This window comes from Achromobacter sp. (assembly GCF_057314935.1).
Genome location: NZ_DBHKZA010000049.1, coordinates 17,422 through 33,576 on the forward strand (window position 1 = coordinate 17,422; position 16,155 = coordinate 33,576).

At 66.0% G+C, this 16,155-nt stretch carries 13 protein-coding genes; 3 read left to right on the forward strand and 10 right to left on the reverse strand.

The annotated features are described in order from the left end of the window. From ACO6D5_RS18465 to coq7, 10 genes are all read right to left on the reverse strand, one after another. A partial coding sequence (locus tag ACO6D5_RS18465; protein WP_485826160.1) for a glycosyltransferase occupies nucleotides 1-287 on the reverse strand: 287 nt, incomplete at its 3' end. Continuing rightward, nucleotides 284-1,441 carry a glycosyltransferase family 4 protein gene (locus ACO6D5_RS18470; RefSeq protein ID WP_485826161.1) on the reverse strand — a complete coding sequence of 386 codons (1,158 nt, stop codon included), beginning with the start codon at nucleotides 1,439-1,441 and terminating at the stop codon, nucleotides 284-286. The genes ACO6D5_RS18465 and ACO6D5_RS18470, both read right to left, overlap by 4 nt. Next, complete coding sequence (locus ACO6D5_RS18475) at nucleotides 1,438-2,553, reverse strand: glycosyltransferase family 4 protein (RefSeq protein ID WP_485826162.1); 1,116 nt, start codon at nucleotides 2,551-2,553, stop codon at nucleotides 1,438-1,440. Before ACO6D5_RS18475 ends, ACO6D5_RS18470 begins: the two co-directional genes overlap by 4 nt. Nucleotides 2,554-2,556: 3 nt before the next feature. Continuing rightward, nucleotides 2,557-4,488 (reverse strand): asparagine synthase (glutamine-hydrolyzing), encoded by a 1,932-nt coding sequence (gene asnB, locus ACO6D5_RS18480; protein WP_315845761.1) that lies wholly within the window; start codon nucleotides 4,486-4,488, stop codon nucleotides 2,557-2,559. A gap of 45 nt (nucleotides 4,489-4,533) precedes the next feature. Continuing rightward, nucleotides 4,534-5,676, reverse strand: a complete 1,143-nt coding sequence (locus ACO6D5_RS18485; RefSeq protein WP_485826163.1) for a glycosyltransferase family 4 protein — start codon at nucleotides 5,674-5,676, stop codon at nucleotides 4,534-4,536. Beyond that, the gene (murJ, locus tag ACO6D5_RS18490; protein ID WP_315845759.1) at nucleotides 5,677-7,026 is read right to left on the reverse strand and encodes a murein biosynthesis integral membrane protein MurJ; all 1,350 of its coding nucleotides are present in this window, start codon (nucleotides 7,024-7,026) and stop codon (nucleotides 5,677-5,679) included. It lies immediately after the preceding gene. A 1-nt stretch (nucleotide 7,027) separates the two neighbouring features. Continuing rightward, nucleotides 7,028-8,053: an NAD-dependent epimerase/dehydratase family protein gene (locus ACO6D5_RS18495; protein WP_315845758.1), complete on the reverse strand. Its 1,026-nt coding sequence runs from the start codon at nucleotides 8,051-8,053 to the stop codon at nucleotides 7,028-7,030. A gap of 10 nt (nucleotides 8,054-8,063) precedes the next feature. Next, the gene (gene tviB / locus ACO6D5_RS18500; protein WP_315845757.1) at nucleotides 8,064-9,341 is read right to left on the reverse strand and encodes a Vi polysaccharide biosynthesis UDP-N-acetylglucosamine C-6 dehydrogenase TviB; all 1,278 of its coding nucleotides are present in this window, start codon (nucleotides 9,339-9,341) and stop codon (nucleotides 8,064-8,066) included. Between the two features lie 95 nt (nucleotides 9,342-9,436). After that, nucleotides 9,437-10,543, reverse strand: coding sequence for an MraY family glycosyltransferase (locus ACO6D5_RS18505; RefSeq protein ID WP_006226215.1), 1,107 nt, complete (start codon nucleotides 10,541-10,543; stop codon nucleotides 9,437-9,439). Nucleotides 10,544-11,323: 780 nt separating this feature from the next. Next, on the reverse strand, nucleotides 11,324-12,001 hold the full coding sequence (coq7, locus tag ACO6D5_RS18510) for a 2-polyprenyl-3-methyl-6-methoxy-1,4-benzoquinone monooxygenase (protein WP_315845756.1): 678 nt from the start codon (nucleotides 11,999-12,001) through the stop codon (nucleotides 11,324-11,326). 122 nt (nucleotides 12,002-12,123) lie between these two features. Between coq7 and ACO6D5_RS18515 the strand changes: the two genes are divergently transcribed. The 3 genes from ACO6D5_RS18515 to ACO6D5_RS18525 all read left to right on the forward strand — a co-directional run bounded on the left by ACO6D5_RS18515 (nucleotide 12,124) and on the right by ACO6D5_RS18525 (nucleotide 16,147). After that, complete coding sequence (locus tag ACO6D5_RS18515; RefSeq protein ID WP_315845755.1) at nucleotides 12,124-12,567, forward strand: OsmC family protein; 444 nt, start codon at nucleotides 12,124-12,126, stop codon at nucleotides 12,565-12,567. Between the two features lie 119 nt (nucleotides 12,568-12,686). Further along, the gene (locus tag ACO6D5_RS18520; protein ID WP_485826164.1) at nucleotides 12,687-13,658 is read left to right on the forward strand and encodes a thymidylate synthase; all 972 of its coding nucleotides are present in this window, start codon (nucleotides 12,687-12,689) and stop codon (nucleotides 13,656-13,658) included. A gap of 425 nt (nucleotides 13,659-14,083) precedes the next feature. Further along, complete coding sequence (locus ACO6D5_RS18525; protein WP_315845753.1) at nucleotides 14,084-16,147, forward strand: putative bifunctional diguanylate cyclase/phosphodiesterase; 2,064 nt, start codon at nucleotides 14,084-14,086, stop codon at nucleotides 16,145-16,147. Nucleotides 16,148-16,155: the final 8 nt, after the last annotated feature.

A 16,155-nucleotide genomic window follows, 5' to 3' on the forward strand; every position in this document is an offset into this window, starting at 1 on the left:
GGCTTGATGGTGACCAGGTGCACCACATCGGGCCGCACGCGGCGGAACAGGCGCACCAAGGCCAGCAACGTTCCCAGTTCCTGCAAAGGATGCTTGCCGCTGCGCGTCATGGGGATGGCGTGGTGCGTCATGCCAAGGGCCTGGATGTCGGCCACTGCCGGGCCGTCCATCGTGGCCACGTGCACGTCATAGCCGGCGCGTTGCGCCGCCAGCGCCACCGGTACCCGGTGCGACATGAAGAACGCGGGGTTATTGACGACGAACATCAAGCGGCGGCCGGCGCTCATGCCTGGACTCCAGAAATACGGCGCCATACGGCGAGGTAACGTTGCACCATGCGGGCAAGATCAAAATTTTCCAGCACGCGGGCACGTCCTGCTTCGCCCGCCCGTCCGCTGCCGCGCGCGGCCACATCGCACAAGGCGGTCTCGATGCCGCGCGCCAGCGCCTCGGCCTGTTCAGGCGGCACCACGATGCCCGTATCACCGACGATATAGGCGGCGTCGCCCACGTCGGTCACGACGCAATAGACGCCGCAAGCCATCGCCTCGGCCACCACATTGGGAAAACCTTCCGCGCAACTGGACAGCACATGCACGTCCAGCCCGTTCATCACCGCCGGCACGTCGTCGCTTGGACCCGCCAGGATCACGCGTTCGCGCAGATCCAGCTTGTCGATCAGGGCAGCCAGTTCGGCGTTGTCCGGCGCCATGCCGCGTCCGACCAGCACGCAGCGCAGCCCGGCGTCGCGGCCATCGCGCACGAGCGCGGCCACGGCACGCAACAGGTTGGCGTGGTCTTTGAGCGGGTCCCAACGGGCCACGCAACCGATCACCGGCGCATCCTCGGACAACCCCCATTGCGCACGTACGCGCGCACGGGCCAGGGCATCGGGCGCATAGCGCGACAGGTCGTAGCCGTTGGAGATCACCACCATCCGGTCGCGGCGGTAGCCTTTTTCCGCGTGGCGTTCGGCCGCGTTCTGGGCCGCGCAGACAATGGCGCGCGGCACGCTGCCCGACAACAGCGCGCAGGCGCGCAGGACCAGGCGCGCCGAACGGCTGCTGCGCTCCAGGTGCGCGCCGGAATTGCGGATGCCCCAAGCGATGGCGCGCACGCCCGCCAGGCGGGCGGCCAAACCGCCGATCAGGTCGGCGTGGTACATCCAGGTCTGCACGGCGTCAGGACGCGCGCTGGCGATCAAGCGGCGCAAGGCCAGGAAACCGCCCAGGCTGACCCGCCCACGCTTCATGCCCAGCGCGTGCACGGCAACACCGGCCGCGCGCAGGCGCTCGCCGTAGATGCCCTCATCGGTCAGCGAGACGACGATGTGCTCCACGCCGGGTTCGGGATACGTCGCCAGCCGCAGCAGCACGGATTCCGCACCGCCCTGCCCCAGGCCCGTGATGACGTGCAGGACACGCATTGCGGAGGCGCTCATCGCCCCTCCTGCACCGCTTCGAACAGTTCATCCCATTCCGACAGCACGCTGGCCAACGCATAGCGGTGGCGCACCGCGGTCGCGCCGCGTTCGCCCAGTTGCCGGCGTAAGGACAGGTCGCCCATCACGCGCTGCAACGCGTCGCGCAGGGCATCACGGTCGCCCGCCGGCACCAGCAAGGCGTCCTGGCCGTCGCGCGTCATCTCGCGCGGGCCGCTGGGGCAATCGAAGGCCACGCAAGGCAGGCCCAGCGACATGGCTTCCAGGAGGACGTTGGGAAAACCCTCGACCAGCGAACTCAACACGAAGGCTTGCCCGCGCGCCAGTTCGTCCCATGGCGTTTCGGTGCGGCCGGGCAGGCTGATCCGCGATGCCAGGCCCAGCCGTGCGATCTGCGCTTCCAGCGCCGCGCGCTCGGGGCCTTCGCCCCAGATCCGCAGGTTCCAATCCGGATTCGACGGCGCCAATTGCGCGAAGACATCGATCAGCAGATCGAATTGCTTGTCAGAGACCAGACGCCCCATCGCCAGCAATTCACGCGGGCCGTCATCCTCGCGTTGCGACACCCGGGGCGCGTCGAGCAAAGGCGCGGGCAAGGGATTCGGAATGACGGCCAGGCGCTTGATGCCCGGCACCTGGCGCGAGAACGGGCCGGCAGTGTCTTCCGCCTGCACGGTCACCATGTCGGCGCGCGGATACAGCAGGCGGCGCAGCTTGCGCCACACGGTGCCCGTCGTCGTCTCGGCGACCGGATTCGTCCTTTCGCAGACGATGAGCGGCACGCCCAGGCCCCGCGTGGCGAGGATGGCGGCCACATTGACGTTGGTCAGGAAGGACACCACCACATCGGGCTTGGTGTCGCGGATGTGCCTGCGCAAGGCCAACAGGCGCTTGAACGCGGCCATTGCCCCCGAATCCCGCGTGCCGGCGATGTCCGCCAGCCATGCGAGTTCGACCTTGTCAGACAAGGGATAAAAGCACGTGCCCTTGGACGAATAGGTGGGCGTCAAGGTGACGGCATCCCCGCGTTCGGCCCATGCGCTAACCAGCGTGGCGGCCACCCGTTCGGCGCCGCCCGCATGCATGGAACTGACCAGCATCAATATTCTCATTCGTCAAAGACTCCCAATAGATCCCCCTTGATCCGGTCCTGCGCGATAACGGTCCAACCAGGCCTGCATCATCAGGACGCCCCACAAATGGCTGTCCCAATTGCGGTGGCCCGACGTGTGTTCACGCCACTTGCGCAGAATGGGTTCCGGTTCGAACCAGCCCTCCTGACGCAGGCGCGTGGGGTCCAGCAATGCGTCCGCCCATTCCCGCAGCGGGCCACGCAGCCACGCGGCCAGCGGCACGGCAAAGCCGCGCTTGGGGCGGTCCACCAGGGCCTGCGGCACATGGCGATGCAGCACCTGGCGCAACAGCCACTTGCCCGTGTTGCCGCGCACCTTGTACTGGTGCGGCAGGCTCCAGGCGAATTCATAGACGCGGTGGTCGATCAGCGGCACGCGCGTTTCCAGGCTGACCGCCATCGCGGCGCGGTCCACCTTGACGAGGATATCGTCCGGCAGATAGGTGATCGTATCCAGCTTCATCATGGATTCGAAGGTGGAACCCTGCATGGTCCGCGCAAATTCCGAGACCGGTTCCACGCCGCCCTTGACCACCTTGGTGGGGTCGGCCCAGTACGACACGAAGTGGCGATAGAAATCGCCGCGCGAGTCGGTGCGCAGCAGCTCGCCCAGCTTGCCGACCTTGCCGCGCCAGGCGCCGCGCCCCGGCAGATGGGTGGATGCGGACAGCAGTGCGCCCGCGGGCTTGCGCAGCAGCGAAGGAAAACGCTCGCATTGCTGCCACCAGTTGTTCACGCGGAAATAGCGCGAATAGCCGCCGAACAGTTCGTCGCCGCCATCGCCCGACAAGGCGACGGTAACGTGCTGCCGTGCCATTTTCGTGACGAGCGAGGTCGGGATCTGCGACGAATCGGCAAACGGTTCGTCGTACATGTCCGCCAGCGACGGCACCACGGCCAAGGCGTCTTCGGCGGTCACGTAGAGTTCGGTATGGTCCGTGCCCAGGTGCGTCGCCACGGCTTTCGCGTGCTGCGCTTCGTCATAGCCCTTTTCGTGGAAGCCGATCGCGAAGGTGCGCACGGGCTTGGCGCTTTGCGCCTGCATCAGGGCCACGATGGTCGACGAATCGATGCCGCCCGACAGGAAGGCGCCCAGGCTCACGTCCGCCAGCATCTGGCCGCCGACCGCCTTGGACAACACGCCTTCCAGCGCTTCGGTGGCCTGCGCGTCGGACTCGAACGTCAGCAGCGACTTGGCTGCGGCGTCCGCGGCGTCGCGCGCCGACCAGTACACGCGCGGCTCGGGCATGCGGCGGCTGCGGGTGTCGTCGGCCGTGAATTCGACCCAGGTGCCCGGCGGCAGCTTGGCGATGCCTTGGTAGATGGATTGGGGCGCCGGGATGTAGTTGTGCCGCATGAACGAGGCCAACGCGTTGCGGTTCAGGTCGCGGCCGAATCCCGGAATGGGCATAAGGCCCTTCAGTTCGGAGGCGAACACCAGTTCGGCGCCGGAGTAGCCGTAGTACAGCGGTTTTTCACCCATGCGGTCGCGCGCCAGCATCAGCTTGCGCGACGCCCGATCCCACAGCGCGATCGCGAACATGCCCACGGCGGCCTGCAAGGTCGCCTCGATGCCCAGCGCGGTGAAGCCCGCCAGCAGGGTTTCGGTGTCGGAGTGCCCGCGCCAGGACGGCGCCAGCGCGGATTGCTCCAGCTGCTTGCGGATGTCGAGGTGGTTGTAGATCTCGCCGTTGAACACCATGACATATCGGCCGCAGGCGGACGTCATGGGCTGGTGGCCGGCTTCGGTCAAATCCAGGATCGCCAGGCGGACGTGCGCCAGGGCCAGTTCAGCCTCGGGGTCTTCCCAGAAACCGTTGCTGTCCGGCCCGCGGTGGCGGATGCGGCGGCAGCTTTCCGCCAGCACGCGCTCCTTGTTTCCGACAGGGCCCCAAATTCCGACTATTCCACACATGATGAAGTTCTCGTGGTCACCGTAGCAACGGCGTGCCGCGCGGGCCTAGCGGCCGGATGCGCGCACACCGTCAAAAAGTTCTTGCCATTGTTGCAGTACGCGCGCGGCCGAAAACCGGTCGCGCACGTCGGTCGCGGCATGCGCCATGCGCTGGCGCGCGGCATCATTGCCCATGACGTCGGCCAGCGCCTTGGAGAGCGCGGGCACGTCGCCATTGGGGCGGACGAGCACGCCATCGATACCTTCGCGCACGATCTCGCGCGGGCCGGTATCGCAATCGAACGACACGGCGGCCAGGCCGCTGGCCATCGATTCAAGCAAGGTGTTGGACAGCCCCTCAAAGCGCGACGTCAGCACGTACAGATTGGCACTTTGGTACCAATCGCCCACGTTGCCGGCGCGTCCGGGCATCGAAACGCGCGACGCCAGCCCCGCTTGGTCGACCTGCGCTTCGAGGGCGGCGCGTTCATCGCCTTCGCCCAGGATAACCAGATCCCAGTCCGGATGCGACGGCGCCAGCGTGGCGAACGCCTGGATCAGCAGGTCGAATCCCTTGTCCGCATGCAGCCGCCCTACCGCCAGCAAGCGCTTGCGCCCGTCGCCCGACACCGGGGCCAGCAGCGGCTCGGCGCGCGGCAAAGGCCAGTGCACGGCGTTGGGGATGACCGCCAGCCGGGAGCCCGGCACGTGCTGTTCGATCCAGTCGGCCGTGCCGCGCGTCAAGGCGACGACGCGCGCGGCGCGCGGATAGGTCAGCCGGCGCAGGCGCAGCCACAGGCCCGAAAGCGTCTGCGACGGCGGATGCGTGTGCTCGGTCGCGATCACGCGGCATCCCAGGCCGGCGCTTGCCAGCACGGAGAGCACGGACGCCGTGGTCATCATGCCCAGGACGATGTCCGGACGGAACGCCTTGATCACCCGGCGCAGCGCGCGCACGCGCTGCACATTGCTCCAGATGCCGCGCAAGCCCCCGCCCTCGCCCGCGGTGTGCAGGACCTCGCGGCGGACATCGGGGTGCAAGGCATAGACATCGCCATCGGCGCTGGCCTGCGTCACCACCATCACCTCTCGCCCCATCTGCGCCCAGTGGGCGCTCAGGTCGGCGGCGACACGCTCAGCGCCGCCCCCATGCAGCGAATGGATGAACAGCAGGACGCGCAATGCACGGCCGGATTCGGCTTGGGACATTCAATCGGCCTCCTTGGGTTCGGCCTTGCGCATCGCCACCACCAGGTAGCACGCGAAGGACAGCACATACATGAGGCTGGTTGCCAGCATGATGCCCGCCGCGCCCATCTTGGGCGCCAGCACGGTGTTCAACGCGGCCTTCAGCGCAAAATTGGCTACCGCGATGGCGGCCATGATGCGATAGCGGTTCTGGCTGGCCAGCAGTTGCACCAGGATCAGCACGCCGAAGTAGAACGGCAATTGCAGCAGGCCCCAGCGCAGCACATGCGCGACGGCCTCGGTATTCTCCGCGGTGAAGGCGCCGCGCTGGAACAGCACGGACACGCCCCACGGCGCCAGCACCCAGCCGATCGCCACCGCCACCGCGCCCGCCCCCACCATCAGCACCGACCATTTCAGCGCCATGCTGCGCGCGCGGCCGGTATCGCCCCGGGCCTGCACATCGGCCAGCACCGGCAACGCGGCGCGGCCCACCGACACGGCGCCGATGCCCAGCAAGAGGGACAGCAGCCGGCTGGCGTAGCCCAGCGTCGCGTTCGCATTGGCGCCCAGGTTGGCCGCGGCGTATTGGTCCAGCGGGCCGACGAAGCTCATCGCCACCTGGCCGATCAGCATCACGCCGGCGGCGCCCATCAGTTCCGGCCAGTGCGGTGAACGCAGGGTCAGGCGCGGCGCGCCCCAGAAGCCGCCGTCCGCCCGCGCCGCCAGCCAGGCCAGCCAGACGGTCTGGATGGCATACCCCACCAGCGTGCCCCATAGCAGCGGCCCCACGCCGTCGGCGCTGACGGCCAGCATTACCCAGGCCAGCGTCGCCACGGCGGGCACACTATCGAGCAACGTATTGACGTGGCGTTCATGCGCGCGCAGCCGCGCGGCGCTGATGCCCGCGATCAGCAGCAGCGCCGACACCGGCGCAAAGGCGATGAGCAGATCGCCCGTCATGCCGCGCACGCGCTCGGGCAATCCCTTGCCCAGCGCGTCCACCACATACGGCCAGGCGAACCAGGTGCCGATGGCCAGCGCTATGCCGGCCGCGGCCACCCAGCCTTGAAGTTCTTTGATGAATTGGTCGCGCTCGGCGTCATCCGCGCGGCGCAGCCGCACCAGAACCGGAATCAAGACCACCGACAGCACGCCCACGATCGTGACCGGCAACCAGGTGGCCATGGTCATCGTGAACTGGTAGGCGTCCACGGCGTCGCTGACGCCGTACCGGTAGGCCACCGCCATCTCTTTGATGGCGCCGGCGGCCTTGCCCAGCAGCAGGAACACGGCCACCCGGAAAGCGCCTTTGAAGATGCGCTGGTGGTCCGGGTGGATGTTGCCGAGTTTGCGGATGAGTGCTTTCAAATCAACGCAGGAATTGCGTGTACCAGGGCATGGCCACTTCCAGGCCTTGCAGCACGGTGTGCGAAGGCGCGTAGCCCAGCAGGCGGCCGGCCTTGCTGACGTCGGCCTGCGAGTGGCGCACGTCGCCGGCGCGGAAGTCGGCATACACGGGCTTCTTGCCGTAGTTGACGTTCTGGTTGCCCAGCGCCTTGACCAGGAAGCCGAACAGGTCGTTCAGCGTGCTGCGGCCGCTGACGGCCACGTTGTAGACCTGGTTGCGGCCTTCCGCCGGCGCCATCGCGGCCAGCAGGTTGGCCTGCACCGCGTTGTCCACGAAGCAGAAATCGCGGCTGGTCTCGCCGTCGCCATTGATGGTGACGTCGTCGCCCTTGATCATCGCGGCAGTCCACTTCGGGATCACGGCGGCGTAGGCGCCGTCCGGGTCCTGGCGTTTGCCGAACACGTTGAAGTAGCGCAGGCCGACGGTCTCGAAGCCGTAGGAACGGGCGAACACGTCCGCATACAGCTCGTTCACGTACTTGGTCACGGCGTAGGGCGACAAGGGCTTGCCGATGTTCTCTTCCACCTTGGGCAATGCCGGGTGGTCGCCGTAAGTGGAGCTGGACGCCGCATAGACGAACGACTTCACTTGCGCATCGCGGGCGGCGACGAGCATGTTCAGGAAGCCGCCGATGTTCACCTCGTTGGTGGTGATCGGATCCTTCAACGAACGCGGCACGGAGCCCAGCGCGGCTTGATGCAGCACGAAGTCCACGCCGTCAACGGCGCGACGGCAAGCGTCCAGGTCGCGGATATCGCCTTGCACGAAGGAAAAGCGCGCCCACTGCTCGGCCGAGACCGAGGTGCGCACTTCATCCAGGTTGCGCTGGTGTCCCGTCGCGAAGTTGTCCAGGCCCGTGACGGTCTGGTCCAGCTTGAGCAGGGTTTCAAGCAGGTTCGACCCGATGAAGCCGGCGCAGCCGGTCACCAGCCACTTGCGCGGCGCGGCCGCCAGTTCCTGCTTGATGGTTTCGAAGCGTGTAGTCATATCGGAATCCTTACAGGCGCAGGTCGGATTCGGCAGCCGACAGCACGTACTTCAGGTCGTACAGAACGTGTTGCGCCTTGCCCAGCTTGCGGATGCCCTCGGCGCCCAAGGCCTTGAACTGGTTGTGCGCCACGGCCAGGATCACCGCGTCGTACTTGCCCTCTTCGAGCTTGGCGACGGGCGTCAGACCGTATTCGTGCATGGCTTCCTCGGGGTCGACCCACGGGTCGTACACGTCGACGTCAACGTTGTAGTCGCCCAGTTCGCGCACGATGTCCACGATGCGGGTGTTGCGCAGGTCGGGGCAGTTTTCCTTGAAGGCCAGGCCCATGACCAGCACGCGCGCGCCTTGCACATGGATGCGCTGCTTGGTCATCGCCTTGACCAGTTGCGACACCACGTAGCCGCCCATCGAGTCGTTCAGGCGGCGGCCCGCCAGGATGATCTCGGGGTGGTAGCCGATCGATTGCGCCTTGTGCGTGAGGTAGTACGGGTCCACGCCGATGCAGTGGCCGCCCACCAGGCCCGGACGGAACGGCAGGAAGTTCCACTTGGTGCCGGCGGCTTGCAGCACGGCTTCGGTGTCGATGCCCATCTTGTTGAAGATCAGGGCCAGTTCGTTGATCAGCGCGATGTTCACGTCGCGCTGCGTGTTCTCGATCACCTTGGCGGCTTCCGCCACGCGGATGCTGGACGCCTTGTGCGTGCCGGCGGTGATGATCTGCTTGTACAGCTGGTCGACCAGTTCGGCCACTTCAGGCGTGGAACCCGAGGTCACCTTCTTGATGGTGCTGACGCGGTGGTCCTTGTCGCCCGGGTTGATGCGCTCGGGGCTGTAGCCGGCGTAGAAGTCCACATTGAACTTCAGGCCGGACACGCGTTCCAGCACCGGCACGCAGTCTTCTTCCGTGGCGCCCGGGTAAACGGTGGATTCATAGATGACGATGTCGCCACGCTTGAGCACGGCGCCGATGGTCTCGCTGGCCTTGACCAGCGGGGTCAGGTCGGGCTGCTTGTATTCGTCGATGGGGGTCGGGACGGTCACGATGAACACGTTGGCCTGGCCCAGTTCTGCGCGGTCGGCGGTGTAGGTCAGTTGAGCGGCTTCGGCCAGCTCGTCATCGCTGACTTCCAGCGTGTGGTCGTGGCCCGCCTTCAGTGCGTCGATACGGCGCGTATTGATATCGAAGCCGATGACCGAGCGCTTCTTGCCGAACTCCACCGCCAGCGGCAGACCGACGTAGCCCAGGCCGACGACAGCGAGTTTCACATCCTGAATTCGCAACATAACTCTCCCTTCACCGTAGAACGATTACGGCATTTTAAATATGGTCGGGTGATAGATAACCGAGCCCCCGGCGGCAGTCGCCGGGGCACTCAAAACTAATCCGTAGTCTTCAAAACGGACGGCAGCAGCAACCATCCCGGACGGCGCCAGGACACCAGCCGCGCATACAGCCAGATATAGACGCTGGCGAACACCACGAGGCTGGCGCTAAGCGCCCACGCGTTGTCCCACCAGATCGTGGCCGGCACCAGGCCGATCAGCGCCAGCACCCACATGTAGGGCGACGCCATCGCATTGCACAGCGCCGGCACGGCATGACGCCGGCCCCGGCTGAACGTCACGCGGACCAGGCGGCGGAACACCAGCTGGTGCAGGTGCAAGGCATCCGGCTGGTCGACCGGCACGCCGCGCTTGAAGCGCCGGCGCCAGATCGAGAAACCGGTTTCGAATACGGGGTAGAACAGCACGGCCAGCGCGTAGAACGGCGACACCGACGGGTTGCGCACGACCAGCAGCACGGCCAGTTCGGCCAGCATGAAGCCCAGGAAGTAAGCGCCCCCATCGCCCAGGAACACGCGCCCGAACGGGAAGTTCCAAACCAGGAAGCCCAGCGTGGCCGATGCCAGTGCGGCGGAGATCAGGAAGATCGGCACGTCGCCCACTTGCATCGCGACAAGGCTGATCGACACCGACATCAAGGTGGCGACCATGCCGGCCAGGCCGTTCATGCCGTCCACGATGTTCAAAGCATGCGTACAGCCGCCCACCGCGATCATGGTGAACAAGAGCGACACCGGCCAGAACGACAGCACGTAGTCCACCGGCGCCATGCCGACGCGGCTGACGCCGCCCAGCAGCCACCAGGCGATCGCCGCCGACAGGAACGCCGCCAGCAAGCGCTTGCTGGCGCCGATATCTTTAGTGATGTCTTCCAGCAGGCCAGCCACGAACACCGGCAGCGCGGCGACAAACAGCGCGGGCCACAGCCACGTCAGCGTCATGTTGGCGGGGCCCAGCACCAGCAGGCCCAGCAAGGTGCCGGCAAGCACGGCCAAGCCGCCGACGCGGGGGGTCGCGCGGGAATGGTTCGCTTGCGGCTTGTTCAGGTCGCTGTCGCCGGTAAAGCGGCCATGCCAGCGTTCCGACCACACGATGAGCCCGCCCACCATGAACGCGACCACGCAGATATACAGCCAGGTCACAGAATCACCTCTGGTTGGTCTATCGAGACAGGCCCGCCATTATGGGAGGCAGGTGTAACGCCCATATATGGCAGGGATAAGGAAGTGCAATTCAGGGGCACGAAACGTAACACCCGGGATGGGGCCGTTCGTCCGCCGCCAGGCCGCAGGTTGGAGGGGGCTGATGCAACAAAACCGCGGACGCGCGGAGAGACGGATTTCATGCGGTGATTGTAGAGCTTTCCGCAGGGGAACACGCGAAATATCCCAGGGAAAACGCGGATGTCGCCATAGGGTGGATATGCCGCCGACCTGCCACACCGGCCGCATCCCCTCAAAAAACAGGGACACATTGATTCGGCATAAAAAAAAGCCCGAGATCGTAAGATCTCGGGCTAAATCCACCAAAGGAGGAGGGTGGAGGAGACAACCGTGGCATGTTGGGAGCTGGCTTTCTGCTCGCTACGCGTTCGGGGTTTTGCACCGCGCCGACTGCGTTTCAACATCCGATGACTGAATAGTACCGAGGTTTTTTGTGCGATGCAAGAATTTTTTTAATCTCTTTTGAGGGGCGGTTTTCGCGTTGCGTTTTCGCCGCAAAATTCCCCGCTGCCCCCTGAAGACCCGCATCAATACGTCGTTTGACCAAAAAAAGGGTTTTTGCCGAACGGGTAAACCCATTGCGGACTAACCCTAGACGATACCGGGTAATCCCACCCTGGCATTCGCACCATAATGGTGCGTTCTGCACCAGCATGCGGCCGAATTTGCGCACTGCAACATTTCGATTGCACGCGCCCCTCAGACCCAATATGCCGTGGTCGTCATCACCTTGGACATCGCCCGCATCGCCGCTTTCACCGGGGCAGGCAGCGGCACGCCCCCTGCCCGCTCGGCGCTGGCGCGGTGCTCGGCTTCGTCGTCCTTCATCTTGCGGACAATCTCGCGCGAGCGTTCATCCTGCACCGGCAAGGTGCGTAGATGCTCTTCCAGATGCGCCTCCACCTGCCGCTCGGTCTCGGCCATGAAACCCAGGTTGCGCGGCACCCCCGCATAACTGGCCAACACGCCCAACGCGAACGATCCTGCGTACCAGACCGGGTTGAGGAGACTGGGCCGGCTACCCAGCTCGGTCAGGCGCTCGTTGCACCAGACCAGGTGATCGACTTCTTCGGAGGCCGCGTTCAGCAGCAGCGCGCGCGGCGCGGGCTCGCGGCAGACCGACGCCTGCCCGCGGTACAACGCCTGCGCGCAGACCTCGCCCACATGGTTCACGCGCATCAGGCCCGCTGCGTGCCGTTTTTCCTGTGCCGACATCGCATCTGGCGCTTCGGCGGACTTGGCCGGGTACGGGCGGCCGGCGGTCGCGCTGTTGGACAGCACCCGCAACGCGCGGTCCGCTTCGGCCAGCAAGGCATCCAGCGGACTGGTGCGGCGCAGGAAAGAAAGGGGGCCGGATTGAGACAGGGCGGTGGACATGGGCAACTCCTTGGCAAAACTGGCGCCCACGCCCCTGATGCGGGGCGGGGCTCTCGTGCCTGGAATTGTACGCAACAGGTATCATCAACCATTGACTGCGCTCAAGCTCAAGGACACACGACATGGAATGCACGATCGACTGGGGCGGCCCCAACGGCATGCTCTTTACCGCCAGCACCGGCAGCGGCCACGTGGCCGTGATGGACGGCGCCGTGGATGGCGGCGGCCACAACCTGGCGCCGCGCCCGATGGAAATGCTGCTGGCCGGCACGGGCGGCTGCACCGCGTACGACGTGGTGCTGATCCTGAAACGCGGCCGCCACGCCGTCACGGGTTGCAGCGTCAAGCTTCAGGCCGAGCGCGCGGATGCCGACCCCAAGGTGTTCACCCGCATCCATTTCGCCTTCACGGTCACGGGCCGCAACCTGCCGCAAGCTGCGGTGGAGCGCGCCGTGCAGTTGTCGCACGAAAAATACTGCTCGGCCTCGGCCATGCTGGAGAAGACCGCGGCACTGACGTTTTCGGTCGACATCGTCGACACGCAGGAAGCGCCCGCCGCCGCCTGAGGCGTGTCCGCGTGGTGTAATTCGCCCTATCCTTTCTTCCCTATCTAGATAAGCGCCGCCGCGTCGCACGCGGCGGCCAATTTGCGTCACCCGCGGGGCGGGCGAACACAAGGACCGCCATGAAACAATACCTGGACCTCGTTCAATCCATCCTGGACACCGGCGCGTGGCAGGAGAACCGGACGGGCATACGCACCCTCAGCATGCCGGGCGCGTCGTTGCGGTTCGACCTGCAAAAGGGCTTCCCCGCCGTCACCACCAAGAAGCTGGCGTTCAAGTCCGCCATCGGCGAAATGGTGGGTTTCATGCGCGCCTCGCGCAGCGCCGCGGAGTTCCGCGAACTGGGCTGCAAGGTCTGGGACCAGAACGCCAACGAAAACAGCCAGTGGCTGGCCAACCCCTATCGCGAAGGCCCGGACGACCTGGGCCCGGTCTACGGCGTCCAATGGCGCCAGTGGCCGGCCTACAAGGTACTGGACGCTAGCCGCACGGCGCAGGTCGAAGACGCGCTGGCCCGCGGCTACGCCAAGGTGGCCGATCTGGAAGAAGGCGGCGTGCCGAAGGTCCTGCTGTACAAGGCGGTGGACCAGTTGCGCCAGTGCCTGGACACCATCCACGAGCGCCCGGGCGACCGCCGCATCCTGTTCCACGGCTGGAACTGGGCCCAGATCGAAGAAATGGCCCTGCCCCCCTGCCATCTGCTCTACCAGTTCCTGCCCAACGCGACCACCCGCGAAATCTCGCTCTGCCTGTACATCCGTTCCAACGACGTCGGCCTGGGCACCCCCTTTAACCTGACGGAAGGCGCCGCCCTGCTGCACCTGGTGGGACGCCTGACCGGCTACACGCCGCGCTGGTTCACGTATTTCATCGGCGACGCGCACATCTACGAAAACCACCTGCCGATGCTGCGCGAGCAACTTGCCCGCGAGCCCTACGAATCGCCCAAGCTGGTGCTGTCCGACCGCATCCCCGATTTTGCCGTGACAGGCCGCTACGAACCTGAATGGCTGGAAAAGGTGGAACCGGGCGATTTCTCGCTGTCCGGCTACACCCATCACGCACCGCTGACCGCGCCCATGGCCGTGTAAGATCGCGCCCGGCACGCCGCCCCGGCGGCCCGGGAAGCACGCGGGCAGCCGCCGTGGGCGCTTGCCCGCGGGCGGACAATCCGCGCCTGACAGCATAAGTGAAGATTGGTGAGCTTCTGGAAGCGCGATTTCGGTATAACCCATCCCTTAGCCTCGGACGCGCGTCCAGAATGCGCTGCGCGCCGGGGCTTCCGACCGGCGCTTGCCGCGCCGCGCGTACCGCTTGCCGCGAGACTGCGCAGCTCACCCGGCAGCGCCGACCGCAGGCAGCGCCCTCCGCATCCCCCTTCCCTACAAGAGAGTATGTAAATCGCCAGCGTCGACAGCCGGAATTGTCTTGCGACCCAATTGCAACTGTTGACTACTAATTGATTTGATTTGAGGCCGGCGCGATCGCAGTAAGCGCTCAGGACAGGACCCCACAAATGCTCGTTGGAACTTATAACCCTTCGCTCGTCCTCGTATCCCTAGGGGTCGCCATCCTGGCGTCATATACGGCGTTGGGCATGGCCAATCGCGTACGGGCCTCGAACGGGCTGCCAGCCGCGCGCTACTGGCTGGCGGGCGGCGCGCTCGCCATGGGTATCGGCATCTGGTCCATGCACTTCGTCGGCATGCTGGCGTTCAACCTGCCCATTCCCATGGGCTACGACCTGCCCCTGACCGTCCTGTCGCTGGGCATCGCCATCGGCTGCTCGGCGTTCGCCCTGTGGATCGTGTGCAAGGACGAGTTGCCCTGGCGCAGGCTGATTGCCGGCGCCCTGTTGATGGGCGTGGGCATCGCCGCCATGCACTACCTGGGCATGGCCGCGATGCGCATGGCGCCCGGCATCGTCTACGACACCAAATGGTTTGCGCTGTCGATCGTGATCGCCGTGGCCGCCTCGGGCGCCGCGCTATGGATCACCTACCGGCTGCGCCACGACGGGCCGCGCGTGGCGCTGTCCCGGCCGCTGGCGTCGGTGGTGATGGGCATCGCCATCGTCGGCATGCACTATTCCGGCATGGAAGCCGCGGGATTTCCTGCGGGCAGCATCTGCATGGCCGCCGACGGCGGCATCTCGGCCGGCTGGCTGGCCATCGCGGTCACGGCAGTGACGCTCAGCGTGCTGGCCATCGCCCTGGTGGTTGCCGTGCTGGACAACCGGCTGGAGGCGCGCACCTCGGCGCTGGCGTCTTCGCTGGCCGAGGCCAACGAAGAGCTGGTGCAGCTGGCGCTGCACGACACGCTGACCAAATTGCCCAACCGCATCCTGCTTGAAGACCGGATGGAGCAGGCCATCGAAAGCGCCAGCCGCCGCAAGGGCTACTTCGCCGTGCTGTTCTTCGACCTGGATGGTTTCAAGGCGGTCAACGACGCCTACGGCCACCACACGGGCGACGCCTTGCTGATCGATCTGGCCCAGCGCATCCGGCAGACGCTGCGCACGCAGGACACCGTGGCGCGCCTGGGCGGCGACGAATTCATCGTGCTGAGCGAAGTGATCGAGCCGACCGATGCCGCGAACGTGGCGGACCGCCTGATCGAAGCAATCGCCCGCCCCGTCATGGTCTACGGGCACGAAGTGCTGGTGACGTCCAGCGTAGGCATCGCGATCTACCCGAACGATGGCGAGGACACCCACAGCCTGCTGACCAACGCCGACGCCGCCATGTACCACGCCAAACGCCTGGGCGGCACCGGCTACAGCTTCTTCGAGCCGTCCATGAACGCGGACGCGCACGAACAGATCGAACTGCTGCACGACCTGCGCCTGGCGCAAGAACGCGACCAGTTCGTGCTGCACTACCAACCCAAGTACGAAGCGCCTGCCGGCCCGATCATGGGCGCCGAAGCGCTGCTGCGCTGGAACCATCCGACGCGCGGCCTGGTCGGCCCGGACCAGTTCATCCCCATCGCCGAAAAGACGGGCCTGATCCTGTCCATCGGGGAATGGGTCATCAACGAAGCCTGCCGCCAGATGCGGGAATGGATCAACGCCGGCCAAGGCCACTGGACGATTGCCGTCAACATTTCGGCCCTGCAGTTCGCCCACGCCAGCCTGGTTGAAACCGTGCGCGCCGCCCTGGCGCGACACGACGTGCCGCCGGCGTGCCTGACGCTGGAAGTGACGGAATCCACCGCCATGCGTGACGCCGAGGCCAGTCTGGCCGTGCTCAAGCGCCTGTCCGGCCTGGGCGTGACCATTTCCATCGACGACTTCGGCACCGGCTATTCCAGCCTGCTGTACCTGAAGCGCCTGCCCGCGACCGAATTGAAGATCGACCGGGGCTTCGTGAACCAGCTGGAAAACGACAACGAAGACGCCGCCATCGTGTCGGCCATCGTCGCGCTGGCGCAGCAACTGAACCTGCGAATCGTCGCCGAAGGCGTGGAAACGGCGGCCCAGCAGAAATTCCTGACCGGTCTGGGCTGCGATTCCTTGCAGGGCTTCCTGCTGGGCCGCCCGATGCCCGCGACGGAGTTCCTGGAACACGCGGCCGGCTAGGTGCGGCC

Coding starts and splice junctions, on each gene's coding strand:
- ACO6D5_RS18485 (WP_485826163.1), bottom strand. CDS start 5,676: ATGTCCCAAGCCGAATCCGGCCGTGCATTGCGCGTCCTGCTGTTCATC.
- ACO6D5_RS18475 (WP_485826162.1), bottom strand. CDS start 2,553: ATGAGAATATTGATGCTGGTCAGTTCCATGCATGCGGGCGGCGCCGAA.
- ACO6D5_RS18470 (WP_485826161.1), bottom strand. CDS start 1,441: ATGAGCGCCTCCGCAATGCGTGTCCTGCACGTCATCACGGGCCTGGGG.
- tviB (WP_315845757.1), bottom strand. CDS start 9,341: ATGTTGCGAATTCAGGATGTGAAACTCGCTGTCGTCGGCCTGGGCTAC.
- ACO6D5_RS18495 (WP_315845758.1), bottom strand. CDS start 8,053: ATGACTACACGCTTCGAAACCATCAAGCAGGAACTGGCGGCCGCGCCG.
- asnB (WP_315845761.1), bottom strand. CDS start 4,488: ATGTGTGGAATAGTCGGAATTTGGGGCCCTGTCGGAAACAAGGAGCGC.
- ACO6D5_RS18515 (WP_315845755.1), top strand. CDS start 12,124: ATGGAATGCACGATCGACTGGGGCGGCCCCAACGGCATGCTCTTTACC.
- ACO6D5_RS18525 (WP_315845753.1), top strand. CDS start 14,084: ATGCTCGTTGGAACTTATAACCCTTCGCTCGTCCTCGTATCCCTAGGG.
- ACO6D5_RS18520 (WP_485826164.1), top strand. CDS start 12,687: ATGAAACAATACCTGGACCTCGTTCAATCCATCCTGGACACCGGCGCG.
- coq7 (WP_315845756.1), bottom strand. CDS start 12,001: ATGTCCACCGCCCTGTCTCAATCCGGCCCCCTTTCTTTCCTGCGCCGC.